The 17,227-nt window shown below is 69.4% G+C and carries 17 protein-coding genes; 12 read left to right on the top strand and 5 right to left on the bottom strand.

Translation table 11 applies throughout. The features are described 5' to 3' along the window. Positions 1-64: 64 nt before the first annotated feature. From AB0B61_RS03170 to AB0B61_RS03195, 6 genes are all read left to right on the top strand, one after another. On the top strand, positions 65-1,675 hold the full coding sequence (locus AB0B61_RS03170) for an MFS transporter (protein ID WP_358427137.1): 1,611 nt from the start codon (positions 65-67) through the stop codon (positions 1,673-1,675). A 119-nt stretch (positions 1,676-1,794) separates the two neighbouring features. Continuing rightward, positions 1,795-2,046: a DUF3039 domain-containing protein gene (locus tag AB0B61_RS03175; protein WP_225290405.1), complete on the top strand. Its 252-nt coding sequence runs from the start codon at positions 1,795-1,797 to the stop codon at positions 2,044-2,046. A gap of 77 nt (positions 2,047-2,123) precedes the next feature. Beyond that, positions 2,124-3,188 (top strand): zinc metalloprotease, encoded by a 1,065-nt coding sequence (locus AB0B61_RS03180; RefSeq protein ID WP_358427140.1) that lies wholly within the window; start codon positions 2,124-2,126, stop codon positions 3,186-3,188. 76 nt (positions 3,189-3,264) lie between these two features. Beyond that, positions 3,265-4,896 (top strand): MFS transporter, encoded by a 1,632-nt coding sequence (locus AB0B61_RS03185; protein WP_358427143.1) that lies wholly within the window; start codon positions 3,265-3,267, stop codon positions 4,894-4,896. A gap of 433 nt (positions 4,897-5,329) precedes the next feature. Continuing rightward, complete coding sequence (locus AB0B61_RS03190; RefSeq protein ID WP_358427146.1) at positions 5,330-6,331, top strand: hypothetical protein; 1,002 nt, start codon at positions 5,330-5,332, stop codon at positions 6,329-6,331. 133 nt (positions 6,332-6,464) lie between these two features. Then, positions 6,465-8,213, top strand: coding sequence for a DEAD/DEAH box helicase (locus AB0B61_RS03195; RefSeq protein WP_358427149.1), 1,749 nt, complete (start codon positions 6,465-6,467; stop codon positions 8,211-8,213). Positions 8,214-8,479: 266 nt separating this feature from the next. Here the strand turns inward: AB0B61_RS03195 and AB0B61_RS03200 are convergent, their stop codons facing one another. The 3 genes from AB0B61_RS03200 to AB0B61_RS03210 form a co-directional block, all read right to left on the bottom strand. Continuing rightward, complete coding sequence (locus tag AB0B61_RS03200) at positions 8,480-9,103, bottom strand: hypothetical protein (protein WP_358427152.1); 624 nt, start codon at positions 9,101-9,103, stop codon at positions 8,480-8,482. A 261-nt stretch (positions 9,104-9,364) separates the two neighbouring features. Next, on the bottom strand, positions 9,365-9,934 hold the full coding sequence (locus AB0B61_RS03205) for a nicotinamidase (protein WP_358427155.1): 570 nt from the start codon (positions 9,932-9,934) through the stop codon (positions 9,365-9,367). A gap of 15 nt (positions 9,935-9,949) precedes the next feature. Further along, positions 9,950-11,239: a nicotinate phosphoribosyltransferase gene (locus tag AB0B61_RS03210; RefSeq protein WP_358427159.1), complete on the bottom strand. Its 1,290-nt coding sequence runs from the start codon at positions 11,237-11,239 to the stop codon at positions 9,950-9,952. A 31-nt stretch (positions 11,240-11,270) separates the two neighbouring features. Between AB0B61_RS03210 and clpS the strand changes: the two genes are divergently transcribed. From clpS to AB0B61_RS03235, 5 genes are all read left to right on the top strand, one after another. Continuing rightward, positions 11,271-11,573, top strand: coding sequence for an ATP-dependent Clp protease adapter ClpS (gene clpS, locus AB0B61_RS03215; RefSeq protein ID WP_219526749.1), 303 nt, complete (start codon positions 11,271-11,273; stop codon positions 11,571-11,573). Positions 11,574-11,583: 10 nt separating this feature from the next. Further along, entirely contained in the window at positions 11,584-12,114 is a 531-nt protein-coding gene (locus AB0B61_RS03220) for a DUF2017 domain-containing protein (protein WP_358427164.1), read from the top strand. Positions 12,115-12,123: 9 nt separating this feature from the next. Continuing rightward, positions 12,124-12,525 (top strand): M67 family metallopeptidase, encoded by a 402-nt coding sequence (locus AB0B61_RS03225; RefSeq protein WP_358427167.1) that lies wholly within the window; start codon positions 12,124-12,126, stop codon positions 12,523-12,525. 140 nt (positions 12,526-12,665) lie between these two features. Continuing rightward, positions 12,666-12,938 (top strand): MoaD/ThiS family protein, encoded by a 273-nt coding sequence (locus AB0B61_RS03230; protein ID WP_225290416.1) that lies wholly within the window; start codon positions 12,666-12,668, stop codon positions 12,936-12,938. 1 nt (position 12,939) lies between these two features. Continuing rightward, positions 12,940-13,887 (top strand): cysteine synthase, encoded by a 948-nt coding sequence (locus AB0B61_RS03235; protein ID WP_358427170.1) that lies wholly within the window; start codon positions 12,940-12,942, stop codon positions 13,885-13,887. 82 nt (positions 13,888-13,969) lie between these two features. Here the strand turns inward: AB0B61_RS03235 and AB0B61_RS03240 are convergent, their stop codons facing one another. Next, positions 13,970-15,781: a DUF3352 domain-containing protein gene (locus AB0B61_RS03240; protein WP_358427173.1), complete on the bottom strand. Its 1,812-nt coding sequence runs from the start codon at positions 15,779-15,781 to the stop codon at positions 13,970-13,972. A 167-nt stretch (positions 15,782-15,948) separates the two neighbouring features. Beyond that, a complete protein-coding gene (locus AB0B61_RS03245; RefSeq protein ID WP_357646589.1) occupies positions 15,949-16,272 on the bottom strand; it encodes a hypothetical protein in 324 nt (107 codons plus the stop codon). 120 nt (positions 16,273-16,392) lie between these two features. Between AB0B61_RS03245 and AB0B61_RS03250 the strand changes: the two genes are divergently transcribed. Further along, positions 16,393-17,184, top strand: coding sequence for a thioesterase family protein (locus AB0B61_RS03250; RefSeq protein ID WP_358427176.1), 792 nt, complete (start codon positions 16,393-16,395; stop codon positions 17,182-17,184). Positions 17,185-17,227: the final 43 nt, after the last annotated feature.

The following is a 17,227-nucleotide window of genomic DNA, read 5'->3' on the forward strand; positions in this document are numbered from 1 at the left end:
CCATAGATTACCTGAGGCTTAAGTGACTTATGCCCCGGTGTGGGGCGGTATTGAGGGGGATTTCATGGCTCACGCGAGGACGGTCGACGCGCCGTCGTCGCCCGGCCCCGGGGAGACGGGGACCGGGGGCGGCAACCCATGGTTGGTGCTTCTGGCGGTCTGCCTGGGCGTCATCATGGTGATGCTCGACGGCACCGTGGTCGGCATCGCCAACCCGTCCATCCAGCATGATCTGGGCGCATCGCTGTCCGATCTGCAGTGGGTGACCAGTGGTTACCTGCTGGCGCTGGCGGTGTTCCTGATCACGGCGGGCAAGCTCGGGGACCTGTTCGGACACAAGCGGGTCTTCCTGATCGGTGTCGCCGGGTTCGCGCTGTCCTCGATCGGTATCGGCCTCAGCCAGGAGCTGGCGGACATCGTCCCCGGCGTGTCGCCGATCGGCGCGCTGATCGGCCTGCGGGTGCTGCAGGGCCTGTTCGGCGCCCTGCTTCAGCCCGCCGCCCTGGCGCTGCTGCGCGGTGCTTTCCCCGGTGAGAAGCTGAACGCGGCCATGGGCGCCTGGGGCGCCATCATCGGGCTGTCCAGCGCGGCCGGCCCGATCGTGGGCGGCGTCCTGGTCGAGAACGTCAGCTGGCAGTCCGTCTTCTTCATCAACGCGCCGGTGGGGATCATCGCGCTGGTCCTGGGCATCTTCCTTATCAGGGAGAACCGCATCCCGTCGCTGGCCAGGATCGACTGGCTCGGCGTGGTGCTGCTGTCGGGCGCGATGTTCTCGCTCGTCTGGACGATCATCAAGGCCCCGGAGTGGGGCTGGGGCGACAGCACGACGCTCACCTTCATCGCCGGGTTCGTGGTGCTCATCGCCGCCTTCGTCTTCTGGCAGAGCAAGGCCAAGCAGCCTCTGGTCCCGTTGTCCCTGTTCAAGAACCCGTCCATCTCCATCGGCACCGTGCTGATGATGATGGTGGCGTTCGCCATGTTCGGCGCGATGTTCTTCCTCGGCTTCTTCTTCCAGGGCGTTCACGGTCTGAGCCCGCTGGACGCGGGCCTGCGCATGCTGCCGATGAGCGCCGGCATGATCGTGGCCTCGCCGCTGGCCGGCATGATGATCGGCAGGGTCGGCCCGAAGATCACGATGGCCACCGGCCTGCTGATCACCGCGGCCGCGATGTTCCTCATGTCGCAGTTGAGCATCGACGCCTCGTTCATCGAGAGCGGCATCCCGTTCGTGCTGCTGGCGTTCGGCCTCTCGCCGGTCTTCGTCGGCGCCACCGAGATCATCGTGGGCAACGCCCCGATCCAGCTCAGTGGTGTCGCGGGCGGTCTGCAGCAGTCGGCCATGCAGGTCGGCGGCGCGCTCGGCACCGCGATCCTGGGCGCCGTCATGGCGTCCGAGATCTCCAGCAAGCTGCCCGGCTACCTCGGCCAGACGGCCAAGGGGATCCCGGCGGACCAGCTGTCGCTGCTGGAGAAGGCCGCCGCGTTCGGCGGGCTCCCGGCCGGCACCCCGCAGCAGCTCCAGAAGCTGGTGGGCGGGGCCGTGCACAACGCGTTCATGGACGGCATGCACCTGGCCTTCCTGGTCAGCACCTGCGTCGCGGTCCTCACCGCGGTTCTGGCGCTGTTCGTCAAGAGCGGCCGCAAGACCGAGGGCGCGCCGGTGCACATGGGCTGACCCTTCTTGCCATTCGTACGGCCTTCGCCTGGTGGCGGGGGCCGTACGTGTGTCCAAGGCGTGGGCTGAACGATCTCGGCCGGGAAGACGCGCTCGGAGCCGGGCATAGACTCGGTGACGTGAGCACGAAGATCCTCCCTGAGCAGGAGACCACCCCGCGGACGTCGCATGGCGACGGCGATCATGAGCGGTTCGCGCACTACGCGGACAAGCACAAGATCACCGAGAGCATGGTAACCGGCACGCCGATCCGGGCCCTGTGCGGCAAGGTCTGGGTGCCCAGCCGCGATCCCAAGAAATACCCGGTGTGCCCCGAGTGCAAGGAGATCTACGAGGGGCTGCCGTCGGGTGGCGACGACAACAACGAGTGAGTGTTGATCAAGTGTGATCACCCACGGTAGAGCTACGGTCTGCATACGGACCTACTCATACCGTAACGGGGGATTGCATGGCCCGGCGCGCGACCGCCGTCTCGTTGGCATGCCTGCTCGCGGCCGGGCTCACACCGCCGCTCCGTCCCGCCTCTGGGGCCCGAGCCGCAGCTGACTGCTCCGCCCCGGACTCGCCACGCGAGGTGGGTCTGAGCGCGGCCCACGACGGCGTTGCGGCCCGCGACGGCGCGTCCGGTACGGCTCGCGACGGAGCGTCCGGTGCGGCCCAGGGTGGCGTGTCCGGTCCGGGCCGCGACGGTGGGTCCGGTGGGGCGCGCAGACCGGCTGGGGGGCTGGGGGATGATCCGCGGTCCTTGGGGCCGCGGCAGCCCAGGCCGCGCGACGTGGAGCAGGTGCTGTCCGAGCTCGCCCAGCGGCTCGCCGGGGTGACGGTTCCGGACGAGGTCATCGTTCCTACCTGGGTGCATGTACTCACCGACGGCGTACGGCGGGCCTCCAACGCGGACGTCAGGGCGCAGATCGACGCGCTCAATTCCGCCTACAGCGGCGCGCTGGGCGGCGCCGCCACCGGGGTGCGCTTCCGCCTCGACGGCATCTCGGTCAAGGAGGACGCCTCCTGGTTCATCGACCCGATCGGCAACGAGCGCGCCATGAAGTCCGCCCTGCGCCGGGGCGGCCCCGAGACCCTGAACCTGTACATCGGTCAGCTGGGCGACCTCGTCCTCGGCTTCTCCACCTACCCCTATTGGTACAGGGACAGCCCCACCCTCGACGGCGTCGTCATCGACTGGCGCAGCCTGCCCGGCGGCACGCTGGTCAACTACAACCGCGGCTACACCGGCGTACACGAGATCGGCCACTGGCTCGGCCTCTTCCACACCTTCGAGAACGGCTGCGCGTACCCGGGCGACGGCATCGCCGACACCCCACCTGAGGCCAGACCCACGGAGGGCTGCCCCGACTCCAAGGAGACCTGCGCGGAGCGGGGCCCGGATCCCATCCACAACTACATGGACTACGCGCATGACCGGTGCATGTGGGAGTTCACGGCTGAACAGGCGAAACGCATGCACCAGATGTGGGCCGTCTATCGGGGCCGCGGCTCGCTGTCCGCCCTCTGACGGGGCGTCGCGCTGGCATGTGTGCCGCGCTGACTGGCGCGTCGTCCTGAAATAGCGGCACAACTAGGATGTTTGGGTGACAGCACCGAAGGCACTCGACACTCCGTACGATCAACCTCGCATCTTCGGTTCGGCTTATCGCACGGCCACGATCGGCATCCTGCTGGTGATCACGCTGATCGCCTTCGAGGGGATGTCGGTGGGCGTGGTCATGCCGGTCATCTCCGAGCAGCTCGACGCGCTCGACCTCTACGGCCTGAGCTTCTCGGCCTTCCTCATCGCCAGCCTGTTCGCGAACGTGGTGTCCGGGCTCTGGTCGGACCGGCGGGGCTACACGATCCCGTTCCTGGTCGGGGTGGTGCTGTTCGTGGTCGGGATGGGGTTGGCGGGGGCGGCCTCGACCAAGGTGTTGTTCCTGGCCGCGCGGGGCGTGCAGGGGCTGGGGGCCGGGTGCACGATCGTCGCCGTGTACGTGATGATCGCCCGGGTCTATCCGGCCGACGTGCGGCCCAAGGTGTTCGCGGGGCTGTCGGCGGCGTGGGTGGTGCCCGCCATGGTCGGGCCGGCCGTGGCCGGGTTCGTGGCGGACACGTGGGGGTGGCGGTGGGTGTTCTTCGGGATCATCCCGCTCGTGGTGCCCGCCCTGGTCATGCTGGTCCCCGCGCTGAACAAGCCCGCCCACGAGCCGGACGAGTCCCACGCTTCCGGGCACAGGGATGTGTCCCACGCCTCCGGGCACGATGTGTCCCACGCCTCTGGGCACGTGGATGTGTCCCACGCCTCCGGACACGCGGGCGCGTCCCACGCCTCCGGGGACATGGGCTCGGGCGACTTGCCAGACTTGCCCGGCTCGTCGGACTCATCGGACTCGTCGGGCACATTGGGGTCATCCGGGCCATCCTCCTCATCCGCCTCGTCTGGAGCGGGTGGTGGGTCGGTGGAGGGCGCGCGTTCCAGGCCGTTCGCGATGACCGTGGCCGCCACCGCCGCAGCCGGTGGGGCGGGCGTGCTGCTGTACGGCGTGGACAAGCTTCATGTCTCGCCGGTGCCGAGCGCCGTCGCGGTCCTGGTCGGGCTGGTCTGCCTCGGGTACGGCCTGGCCAAGCTGCTGCCGCCGGGCGCGCTGCGCTTCAGCCGGGGGCTGCCGACCACGATCATGATGCGCGGCCTGTTCTCGGCGGCCTTCTTCGGTGTGAACTCCTTCATTCCCCTCGCCCTCCAGCAGGTCAAGTCGTTCGGCCCCACGGCGGCGGGCATCGCGCTCACGACCGGGGCCCTCGGCTGGTCGACCGGGTCGTACCTGCAGAGCAGGCGCTCGGTCGAGCCACACAGGCGGATCCGGATGGGAGCCGCCTGCGTCATGGCGGGGGTGCTGCTCGGGCTGCTGTCGGTCCTGCCCGGGATCACCGGCTGGGTCGCGGTGCCTGCGTGGATCGTGGCGGGGTTCGGCATGGGCATCGGAATGACCACGGTCAGCGTCACGGCGCTCAAGCAGTCGCCGGTCAACGAGCAGGGGGCCAACTCCGCCGCTCTTTCCGTGACGGACATGCTGGGGTCCGCGCTGGCGGTGGGCCTCGGGGGCGCGTTGATCAATCTCATCGGCCACAGCCCGGGGATGATCGCGCGAGGCTTCGTGGTCATCTGCTGTCTGATGTCGGCCATAGCGCTCGGCGCGACCCTTCTCGCCTCTCGCACTCGTTCCGACTGACCCGGTGCAAAGGTGATTCTTTTCCCTCCTGTCACAGCGATCACGGAACGCCGGACCCGCGCGGGCAGGAGTGATAGGACAGCGGGCAGGAGGTGTCATGGAGGACGATCGCCGCGTTTGGCCGCCGAGCTCGGGAGCCAGGCACCGCCGCACCCCTCCCGCTCCTCCCCCCGACGACACCGACCCCCAGACGCCAACTGACCCCCAGCCCGAGGGGCCATCTGGCACGGAGGCCCAGTGGTCGTTCGACACGGCGCCGCACCGGTCATCGGACGCGGCGCCTCAGCGGTCGTCTGGTAGGGCGCCACAGCGGCGCGAGGAGGCACCGAGTCCGGGGCGCAGGGGCGGGGATCCGTACCCGCGGATCGGGCGGCGGGAGTCTGTACGCGATGTCGGGTCTTCGCGGCAGGACCCTCTGCGCGAGGACAGGGCGGTGCGGGACCCTCTACGCGGGGATGGGGCCGTACGGCGGGATTCCCCGCGCGATGAGGGGTCCTCACAGCGAGACGCCCTGCGCGAGGACGGGGTGGCGCAGGACCCTCTACGCGGTGGCGGGGCCGTGCGGCGGAGCCCTCTGCGCGAGGACGGGTCCTCACCGCAGGACCCCGTACGGGAGGACCGGGCCGCGCGGCGAGGTCCCGGGGGCCGGGGGCTCGGGTGGGTGCGGCGGGGGGCGGTAACCGACGATGACGAGGTCGGCGGGGGGTATTCGTGGCACGGGAGGGGCGATCCCGAGAGCGAGGAGGGGGACGAGCCGGAGGATCTCTGGAATCCGCAGTTGCGGCGCACCGCCGGGCGAGGACTCGAGCGGGACGACGGCGATCCGCAGGTGCCGTGGGAGTCCCTGCCCCCGTCCGCTCGCCACTACGGGGTGCCCGCCGATCCCGGCCTGTCGGGGCGGGTACGGTGGCGGCGGCCGGCCGGGGTGGTGCTCGTGCTGCTCCTGGCCACCGGTTTGATCGCGGCGCTCGTCATGGTCGTGCTGCGGGTGGCCGTTCCAGCGCCCGCGACGGTGCGGCTGAGCGACTCGCGGGCGGGGGTGACGATCACCCTGCCGGCGGGGTGGCAGGAGGCCGGGGTGCCGCCTGTGACCGGATTCACTTCGGCCGCCAGGAGCGATGGTGCGCTCGTCATGGCCAGGCCGGTCCCCGATCCCGTGGCCGACCTGCGGAAGGCCGCCAAGGACGCGGCGGAGCTGTACTCCAGGCTGCTGCTCAAAGGCGACAAGGTCGACATCGTGGAGGACAAAGTCCTGCCACAAGGGCACACGCGTGCGCTACGAGCGCAATACCAGGATGTGGCGAACACACCCGCCTACCTACGTGTCACACTCCTCACCCGGGACGGCAAGGCAGTGCTGCTCGTCGGCCTGCTCCAACCCGAAGAAACCACCCGAAGGCAGGCGCTCGACGCGGTGATGTCGAGCGTGCGATAAGCCCCGTACGCCCCTTAGCACGCAAGGATGAGCTTGGCCAGGATCCCCGGTGCACGGCACGTCTTGTCGGTGGGCCCGATTACTCTTGGGTCACTGTGAGACAGCGAAGCACACGAACCCCAGAGGTGATGCGGTGAGCACCTTCGCCGCATCCCATCTTTCGCCTTCCTACCCCGACCGCGCCGCATGGGGCACCGCCCCCAAGTTGCGTGCCTGGCAGCAGGAGGCGTTCGACCTGTATTTCAGGCGCGAGCCGCGTGACTTCCTCACCGTGGCGACGCCGGGCGCGGGCAAGACGACCTACGCCCTGCGCATCGCCAGCGAGCTGCTCGCCAACGGGGTGATCCGGGCGATCACCATCGTCACCCCCACCGAGCACCTCAAGCGCCAGTGGGCCGACGCCGCCAGCAAGGTCGGCATCGGCATCGACCCCGAGTTCAAGAACAGCCAGGGCGCCACCTCCCGCGACTACACCGGCGTGGCCGTGACCTACGCGCAGGTCGCCATGCACCCCGCCCTCCACAGGGCGCGCACGGAGGCTCGCAAGACGCTCGTCATCTTCGACGAGATCCACCACGCGGGCGACGCCAAGTCGTGGGGCGACGGCATCCGTGAGGCGTTCGAGCCGGCCACCCGCAGGCTCCAGCTGACCGGCACGCCGTTCAGGTCCGACGACAACCCGATCCCGTTCGTCGGCTACGAGGAGGACACCGAGGGGCTCAAGCGCAGCGTCTCCGACTTCTCCTACGGCTACGGCCCGGCCCTCGACGACGGGGTCGTCCGGCCGGTCATCTTCCTGGCCTACTCCGGGGAGATGAAGTGGCGCACTCGCGCGGGCGACGAGCTCGCCGCCACGCTGGGCACGCCGCTCACCAAGGATCAGCTCTCCCAGGCCTGGCGCGCCGCGCTCGACCCCAAGGGCGACTGGATCCGCCAGGTCATGGAGGCCGCCGACCGGCGGCTGACGGAGGTGCGGCGCGGCGTCCCCGACGCCGGTGGCCTGGTCATCGCGACCGACCACGAGGCGGCCCGCGCCTACGCCCGCCACCTGCGCAACATCTCTGGCGAGGGCGCCACCGTGGTGCTCTCCGACGATCCGGGGGCGTCTAACAAGATCAAGCAGTTCGCCGCGTCCGGTGACCGCTGGCTGGTGGCGGTCCGGATGGTGTCCGAAGGCGTCGACATCCCGCGGCTGTGCGTGGGGGTCTACGCCACCTCGACCTCCACACCGCTGTTCTTCGCCCAGGCGGTCGGCCGCTTCGTGCGGGCCCGCAAGCGCGGCGAGATGGCCTCGGTGTTCCTGCCCTCGGTGCCGACCCTCATGGGCCTGGCCAACGAGATGGAGGTGGAGCGCGACCACGTGCTCAACCGCCGTCCGCCGGAGGACGGGCTGGACGACAGCCTGCTCGAGGATGCCAACAGGAAGAAGGACAATCCAGACGTCCTCGGTGACGAGCTGCCGTTCGAGATGATGGAGACCTCGGCGACGTTCGACCGGGTGCTCTTCGACGGCGGCGAGTTCGGCACCGGGGCGGAGGTCGGCTCGGCGGAGGAGGAGGACTTCCTCGGGCTGCCCGGCCTGCTGGAGCCCGACCAGGTGGCCACGCTGCTGCGCAAGCGGCAGTCGGACCAGCAGGCGGCCAAGGCCAAGAAGGCCGAGAGCGCGCCGCCCGCGCTGGCGCCGCATGAGCAGATCGCCGAGCTGCGGCGGGAGCTCAACGGCCTCGTGGGCGCCTGGAACCACCGCACCGGCCAGCCCCACGGCGTCATCCACTCGGACCTGCGCCGGGCGTGCGGCGGGCCGCCCATCGCCCAGGCCACCGCCGCCGAGATCCAGGAGCGGATCGCCAAGATCCGCCAGTGGGCCACCCAGCGACGCTAGCGCCAACGCCCGGCGAGAGGTTCCCTTCTCGCCGGGCGACCAGGCCAACGTGATCGTCCTCGCCGGGCGACCAGGCCAGCGTGATAGGGATCTTCGCGATCCGGTGGCCATGGGCCCCGAATAGTGTCACGGTTAGGACACGGCAGCGAAGAGGCTGCTCATGGCCGTGCCGGGCGCCGATGCGGCACGCGTTCGAGGTCTACGCCGACCTGGACGAGGCGCTGCGGCAGGGCTCCGTGATCTCCTGAACGTCATCTCTTGGAACGTCATCTCATAGGACGTCGGCCCTTGGTCGCGGCCGGCGTGCCAGGGTGTCCGTCGGTCGCCGCGGGGGTCCCAGGGTGTCCGTCGGTCGTGGTTGAGGTGCCAGGGCGGTCGTCGGTCGCGGCTGGGATGCGGTGGCCGGTGTGGCCGTCGACCGGGCTGAGCCGGGCGGGGGCGGGCGGGTCGAGCGGCACTCGCAGTGAGGCGGCGCCACCGACGACGTGTACGGGCACCGTACGCGCCCCCTTGCCCTCGCCGACCGACGGCCCTTCGCGGACCCAGACGCGCAGCCCGCGTCCCTTGGGACGGAGCGTGACCTGCGCCGTCGCGCACTCGTCGGGAGAGGCGGGCCAGGACAGCGTCAGATCGTCGCGCGCGCCGCTCAGCCTGGCCGTCTGAGGCATCGGCGTACGCGCCGCGCAGGCCATCGAGAACACGCTCGGCGGCGCGTCATGGGCGACGACCGCGGCATCCCGCTCCTCGGCGGTCATGGCGACTGTGGCCGCCTCCAGCAGTGCCAGGGTCACCACGGCCCCGACCCTGGCTCCGTTGCGCCCGCGGACGAGCACCCAGAGGCTGAGCGGGGCGAGCAGCAGCCAGGCGAGGCCGAGGGAGAAGGTGAGCATGGGGAACCTCACACCAGGAAGAAGGCTTATCGCTCTCCGTGGCTGGGTGGGCGCGGAGAGCGTTCGCCTTCTGGATATCACATGACCGCAGCGTCGCGCATCGCGTACTCTTCGTGGTCGATGATCGGCACACAGGCGACGTGCTGAAAGCGCGCGAAGGCGGGCGCAAGAACAGCGTTCGAAAGTCAGCTCAAGAACAGCGTGCGAAGGCCGGCGCAAGAACGGCGTGCGAAAGTCAGCGCACCGCGCCGCGTACGAGAGTCAGCCGACGGACGGCGTGCCCTGCAAGACGGCGCCCGCGGCCCGCAGCTCAGCCAGCGCGCGGTCCGTGGTCTCCCGCGCCACCCCGGCCGTGAGGTCGAGCAGCACGCGCACGGCCAGGCCGTGCTGGACCGCGTCGAGGGCCGTGGCGCGGACGCAGTGGTCCGTGGCGATCCCCACCACGTCCACCTCGCTCACTCCGTGCTCGTCCAGCCAGGCGGCCAGCGACACGTCGTCACCGGAGGCGCCCTCGAACCCGCTGTACGCGGCGGCGTGGGCGCCCTTGGAGAAGACCTCCTCCACGGCCGAGACGTCGAACGCCGGATGGAAGTCCGCCCCCGGCGTGCCCGCGACGCAGTGCGCGGGCCAGGTCGTCACGTAGTCGGGGGCGTCGGAGAAGTGGCCGGCCGGGTCGACGTGGTAGTCGCGGGTGGCCACCACGTGGTTATAGCCGTGGTCGTCCACGTAGCGGGTGATCGCGGCGGCCACCTCGGAACCGCCCGCCACGGGCAGACTGCCGCCCTCGCAGAAGTCGTTCTGCACGTCCACGATGATCAGCGCGGTCCCCATACGAAGCACCCTACGTCAGGAGAACTCCGTAGCGATCGCCGCGTACCCCCTGCCAAGGTGCAGCGCCTCCTGGGGCAGGCGTGCCACGGTCTCGGCGTGTCGCTCGCGGGCCTCGATCAGCGGCTCCCTGCCGATGACCTCGCCGTCTCGTACGAGCTGGTGCAGCAGCCGCACCCCGCCCTCCGGCGCCGGCCCCGACGTGGTGATCAGCTCGGTGTCGGCGTGTCCGGTCTCGTCGAACAGGCGGTAGGCCTCCTTGCGCCCTCCGCGCGACGGCTTGCCGACCGACCGCTTGGCGACCGGCTCCATGACGCCCGCCGCGGTCTCGCGCGCCACCAGCTTGTAGACCAGCGCGGCGGTGGGCACACCGGAGCCCGTCACCAGCGAGGTGCCCACGCCGTAGCCGTCGACGGGGGCGGCGGCCAGGGCGGCGATGGCGTACTCGTCCAGGTCGGAGGTGACCACGATGCGCGTGTTGAAGGCGCCGAGCGCGTCGAGTTGCTCGCGTACCTCCTGCGCGGCCGCCGCCAGGTCGCCCGAGTCGATCCGCACCGCGCCCAGCTTGGCGCCGGCCAGCTCGATCGCCGTACGGACCGCCTCGGCCACCTCATAGGTGTCGACCAGCAGCGTGGTCTCCGGGCCGAGAGTGGCGATCTGGGCCGCGAACGCCGCTCGCTCGGAGTCGTGCAGCAGCGTGAACGCGTGCGCCGCCGTACCGGCCGTCGGGACGCCGTAGACCCGCCCGGCCATCAGGTTGGAGGTGGAGGCGAACCCCGCGATGTAGGCGGCGCGGGCGGCGGCCACGGCGGCCCACTCGTGCGTACGGCGCGAGCCCATCTCGATGATCGGGCGGCTGCCCGCCGCGTTGGTCATCCGGGAGGCGGCGGAGGCGATGGCGCAGTCATGATTGAGGATGGAGAGGGTCAAAGTCTCCAGGAGTACGGCCTCGGCGAACGTTCCTTCCACCACCATGATCGGAGAGGCGGGGAAGTAGACGTCGCCCTCGCGATAGCCGTAGACGTCTCCGGAGAACCGGTAGCCGGCGAGGAAATCGAGGGTCGCGTCGTCGACCACCTCGTTCTCCCGCAGATAGGTCAGCTCTTCGTCACCGAAACGGAAGTTCTCCAGCTCGTCCAGGACACGTCCCGTCCCGGCGACAACCCCGTAGCGCCGTCCGCCCGGGAGATGCCGGGCGAACACCTCGAAAACCGCCCGCCGGTGGGCGGCGCCGCTCCGCAGTGCCGCCTGAAGCATCGTCAGTTCATAGTGATCTGTGAGCAACGCAGTGCTCATGGTCATTGCCACGACTCGAAGACTACGGCCGGGGTAGGGCAGGATGGGGGATGTGGGTAGCACTGCTCCAATGGCCGTCGAGCGTCCGTCAACGGACGTCCGGCCCGACCTGCCATGGGTGACGATCGTCTGGAACGACCCGGTCAACCTCATGTCCTACGTGACGTACGTCTTCCAGACGGTGTTCGGCTACTCCAAGGAGAAGGCCGAAAAACTCATGATGGACGTGCACAAGAAAGGCAAAGCCGTCGTATCCAGCGGCACCCGGGAGGAGATGGAGCGCGACGTGCAGATCCTCCACTCCTACGGGCTGTGGGCGACGGTTCAGCCGGATTCGGTCAAGTGAGGCGGCACACGTGAACTCGGGGTTCTCGACGCGGGACGGCGGCGGCGTCATCGCGGAGTTCGAGGCGGCGGAGGTGTCGATCCTGCGCTCGCTGGTCACCCAGGTGCTCGGCCTGGTGGCGCCGGGCGAGACGGGCGACGACCCGCTGGAGCGGGCGCTCGGGATCGGCATCGGGGCCGGGGCGGCGCCGTCCGATCCGGTGCTCGCCCGGCTGTTCCCCTCGGCCTACCAGGACGAGAAGGAGGCGGCGGAGTTCCGCCGCTACACCGAGGCGACGCTGCGCGACGGCAAGCGCGCCGACGCGCAGACCATGCTCGACAGCGCCCGGCCGGGCCGCAGCGAGCTGACGCCCGAGCAGGCCCAGGCGTGGCTGCGCTCGCTCAACGACGTACGGCTGGCCCTCGGCACCAAGCTCGAGGTGACCGAGGAGATCCACGACGAGATCGCCACGATGTCCGAGGACGACCCCCGCTACCCGGCCTACGTCACCTACGACTGGCTGACCTACCTGCAGGACACCCTGGTCCGGGCCCTCTGGTAATTTCCCGACATGCTGACGATCTCGCAGGACCTCGTGGACAAGATCATTGCCCACGCGCGGGCCGACCACCCGGACGAGGCGTGCGGCGTGATCGCGGGACGGGGCGGAGTGCCCGAGCGGTTCGTCCCGATGGAGAACGCCGAACGCTCGCCCACCTTCTACCGCTTCGACTCGCTGGAGCAGCTGCGCGTCTGGCGCGAGATGGACGACCGCGACGAGGAACCCGTCGTGATCTACCACTCCCACACGGCGACCGAGGCCTACCCCTCGCGCACCGACGTGACCTACGCCTCAGAGCCCGACGCCCACTACGTTCTGGTCTCGACGAGGGACGAGGACGAGACGGAGTTCCGCTCGTACCGGATCCTCGATGGGGCGATAACAGAGGAAGAGGTAAGGTTCGTACCATGATGGTCCGGCCGGTGCAGAGCTACCTCTTCGCGCATACCCCGGCTGTCGTCGTCTACGACTGTCGCTGATCAGGAATCCGTGTTCAGCCGTCGGCGTTGCTGCCGATGGGACGACGACCTGACCCGAGGAGACTGACCGCGATGGCCATCGAGGTTCGCATTCCGACCATCCTTCGTACGTACACCGCCGGCGCCAAAGCCGTCGACGCCGAGGGCGCCACCCTCGACGAGCTGATCAGCAACCTTGAGTCCCTGCACCCCGGGATCAAGGACCGCCTGGTCGACCAGGGCAACCTGCGCCGCTTCGTCAACGTCTACCTCAACGACGAGGACGTGCGCTTCCTCGGCGGCCTCGGCACGCCGGTGTCCGACGGTGACACGGTGACCGTGCTGCCCGCCGTCGCCGGCGGGTGACATGCGCTTCGAATCGTTGATCGACTCGGTCGGTCGCACGCCGCTCGTCGGCCTTCCCCGGCTCTCGCCGTCGGCCGAGGTACGCCTGTGGGCCAAGCTCGAAGACCGCAACCCGACCGGGTCGATCAAGGATCGGCCCGCGCTCTGGATGGTCGAGCAGGCCGAGAAGGACGGGCTGCTCACCCCCGGCTGCACGATCCTGGAGCCCACCAGCGGCAACACCGGCATCTCCCTGGCGATGTCGGCCAAGCTCAAGGGCTACAAGCTGATCTGCGTCATGCCGGAGAACACCTCCGAGGAGCGCCGCCAGCTGCTGCGCATGTGGGGGGCGGAGATCATCTCCTCCGCCGCGGCGGGCGGCTCCAACGAGGCCGTGCGGGTGGCCAAGGGGCTCGCGGCCGAGCATCCGGACTGGGTGATGCTCTACCAGTACGGCAATCCGGCCAACTGGCGCTCCCACTACGAGTCGACCGGACCCGAGATCCTTGAGGACCTGCCCACCGTGACCCACTTCGTCGCCGGGCTCGGCACGACGGGGACGCTCATGGGCGTGGGGCGCTTCCTGCGCGAGCGGGTGCCCGGCGTGCGGATCGTGGCCGCCGAGCCGCGTTACGGCGAGCTGGTGTACGGGCTGCGGAACGTGGACGAGGGGTTCATCCCGGAGCTCTACGACGAGTCCGTGCTCACCACGCGGTTCTCGGTGGGCTCGGCCGACGCGCTGCGCCGGACCCGGGAACTGCTCGCCGCTGAGGGGATCTTCGCCGGAGTGTCCACGGGGGCGGCGCTGCACGCCGCTCTGGGCGTGGCCGCCAAGGCGGTGACGGCGGGGGAGAGCGCCGACGTCGTCTTCGTGGTCGCCGACGGAGGCTGGAAGTACCTGTCCACGGGCGCCTACGAAGGCACCCTGGACGAGGCCGAGCACCGCCTCGAAGGCCAGCTCTGGGCCTGACGGGTGGCCACATGACAGTGACCGCATGACAGTGGCCGCATGACAGTGGCCGCCCCCGAGGGGGCGGCCACTCGTGTTCGTACTAGTTGAACAGGACCCGCAGCGAGAAGGTGGCCTCGGTGGCGGTCTGCTTGCCGCTCATACCGACCGCCTTCAGGACCTGGGCGTTGGCCTTGTCGTCGCCCTCCATGCTCGACAGGTAGTACTTCTCCACCTTGTCGAGGTCCACGAACAGGGCGAAGGTGGCATCGTCGCCGTCCGGGATCGCGGTCTGGAAGGTCGGGCTCTCGCCCAGCGTGCCGTCCCCGCCCAGTGCCTTGGCGTACTCGTCGGTGGTCGCCACGGTGAACGTGCCGTCACCCGCGACCTTGGCGAGCTGGGGAGCGGGCTGGCCGCTGGACGTCATGGCCTTCTGGATCTTGTCGTAGACGGCCTGCGCCTTGGCCGGGTCCGTCGTGATGCGGAGGCCGCCCTTGATCTTGTCGCTGTCCAGGCCCTCGGCGTCGACCGCGAGGGTCAGGTTCTTACCGAGGATCGTGGCCAGGTCGTCGGGCAGCTGCAGGCCGTAGGTCTGCTTGGCCTGGTCGACGAACTGCTTGAACTGGGCCCCCGCCGGCGACGCCGCGACGGACTGCTCGATCTCGGCCCACTTCTTGGTGATGATCTGGTCGAGGCCCGAGTAGGACAGCGCGCCCGCGGTGGAGGCGGGGAGCGTCGACAGCTTGGTGGGCTCCAGGTCGCCGTCGACCATGCCCTCGGCGCCCCGAACCACGCCGGCCAGCTCGGCGTAGGAGCTGTCGAAGCGGAGCGCTCCGGCGAACCTGGCGTTCTTGACCTGCTCGAGGGCCTTGGCCTGCTCGCTCGACTTGTCGGTCAGGGCCAACTCGCCGACCTTGCCGAGGTGCGCCCAGTACGACAGCACGCCCTGCTCGCCGAGCGCGTTCACGTCGTCGTTGAAGTCGGCGTTGTCGGCGAGGCTGGTGGTCTCGGCCGCGTACTTGTCGGCCAGCGACTGGCTGGAGGTCACCAGCGCGTAGTCGTCACGGAAGGCCAGGCCGAACTTCTCCTTGCCCATCAGCTTGGTGATGCCCGCCTTGGCCTGCGCCTCGTCCTTGACCTGGACGGCCACCGCGTAGTCGGGCTCCTTGCCGCCCGACGGGACGATGGCCAGGCCGATCCTGCTGCCCAGCCAGGGGTCGACGTCCTTGGCGAAGTCGACCTTGGAGAAACCGCTGTCCTGCGTCAGGTCGAAGAGCGCCTGGCGCGGGTCGTCACCCTTGAAGGTGTCCTTGGTGACGGTGAACTTCCTGGCGATCTGGAACAGCGCCACCTTCTGGTTGGCCGCCGGGTCCAGGTCGAGCCGTACATAGGCGATCGAGCTCGCCGGCAGCACCTCGTGCGGCTGCGTGCCGCCGCCGCCGATCGCGCCGACCGCCCAGACCGCGCCGCCGCCGAGCAGGACCACGGCCAGCGCCGAGGCGATGGCGATGATCCAGCCCTTGCGGCTCTTCTTGGCGGGCTCGGCGGGGCCGAAGCCCTCGGGGCCCTGCTGCTGCCAACCGGCCTGGCCGTACTGGTCCTGCTGGCCAAACGCCTGCTGCCCGTACTGGGGAGACTGCTGCCCGTAGGACGGCTGCTGTCCTGTCGGGGCTTGCTGGCCGTACGCGGGCGCCTGCTGGCCGTACGAAGGTGGCTGCTGCCCATACTGGGGCTGTTGCTGGCCATATGGCTGCTGGCCGTATGAAGGCTGTTGCCCATACTGGGGGCCCTGCTGCCCGTAAGACGCCTGCTGCCCATAGGACGGCTGCTGCCCTGTTGGAGCTTGCTGGCCGTACTGGGGCTGCTGGTAGGACTGCTGCGGAGGATACGGCTGGCCCTGTGATGACAATGGCATTGTCGGTGGGTTCTCGGGCTGCTGCTCCTGGTTCCAGCGGTACGCCGTCGTCCGATTCGGATCCTGGCCACTCGGGGGATTATTAGCAGACATCACTCAACTCACAATGTGGACTTATGACCACAGAGACGGTAGCTGATGTTGCTAGACGGACGCTTGCAATGTACTTAGACCCGTGAGAGTTCCTTTCTAGACGTGCTGATATGCACCTCTCCGTCACCGTGATCGGTGACACTCGACCATGGGACGAACGCGGATCCCACATAAAGCACCCGCGCCAGCGCCCGGGAGAACCAGCCCCAGCGGCCGTGCAAGTCGCGCGTCAGGCAGAGCAGGGGTCTGCGGTGGGCCGAGACGACCAGGCCGTAGACGGTGGCGCTCTGCTGCAGCTCGCCCCTGTGCTTGATCACGCGGATGTCGACGACGTGGCCGACCCACACCCCGTTGGGGTCCCAGACCGACTGCCCGATGAGTTCGGTAACGCTTGCCATGATCGAACTGTCTCAGCGAGAGGGCGTTTTCGCAGGTAGGCACGCTGATGGCCCGATGCTCTGGGTCTGCAATAGACTGTGTGCTTACTAGAATATAGTTCTGATTCGAGGGCGGGACCGATGACCAAGTTCGACGAGGCCACGCAGGCGATCCGGGTCGACGAGAGCACCTACGACGTCTGCCTCGACCCCGGCTATGTGATCGGCGGCCCGCTCAACGGCGGCTACCTGCTGGCGGTGATCCTGCGCGCGGTCGTGGACGCCTCGCCGTTCGAGCACCCGGTGAGCACGTCCGCCCAGTTCCTCAAGGCGCCCGTGCCCGGTCCGGCCCGGGTGCGGATCGAGCAGCTCAAGGCGGGCAGGACGGCGGCCTTCACCCGGGCGACGCTCATCCAGGACGGGGTGGCGCAGATCGAGAGCCTGATCACCACGGCCACGCTGCACGACGTTGAGCCCACGTACGCCGATAAATCCATCTATGTCATGCCACGGCCGGAAGAATGCGCCAAGCTGCCCGAGCCCAAGCCCGAGTCCAACATGACGCTCAACGCCCGGATGGAGCTGCTCTTCGACCCGCCCACGATCGGCTGGCTGACCGGCGAGCCCAGCGGCCGGCCCGAGTCCAGGGCGTACTTCAGGATGGCCGAGCCCCAGGACCCCGACCCCTACGTGCTCGCGCTGGCCGTGGACGCGCTGCCCCCCGTGGTGTTCTCGGCCGGAGCGCGGGGCTGGGCGCCCACCGTGGACCTCACCTGGCACCTGCGAGCGCTGCCCGCCCCCGGCTGGCTCACGCTGATCGGCAGCGGCCGTCTCATTTCGGACGGCTGGTTCGACGAAGAGGTCGAGGCGTGGGACTCCGAGGGCAGGCTGGTCGCCCAGTGCCGCCAGCTGGCCCGGGTGGGCCGCGGGTGACGCGCGTACTGTGAGCATTCTTACGCAGTGAGAATGTCGCAGG

The sequence above is a fragment of the Nonomuraea sp. NPDC049158 genome, from assembly GCF_040648335.1.
Classification (GTDB): domain Bacteria; phylum Actinomycetota; class Actinomycetes; order Streptosporangiales; family Streptosporangiaceae; genus Nonomuraea.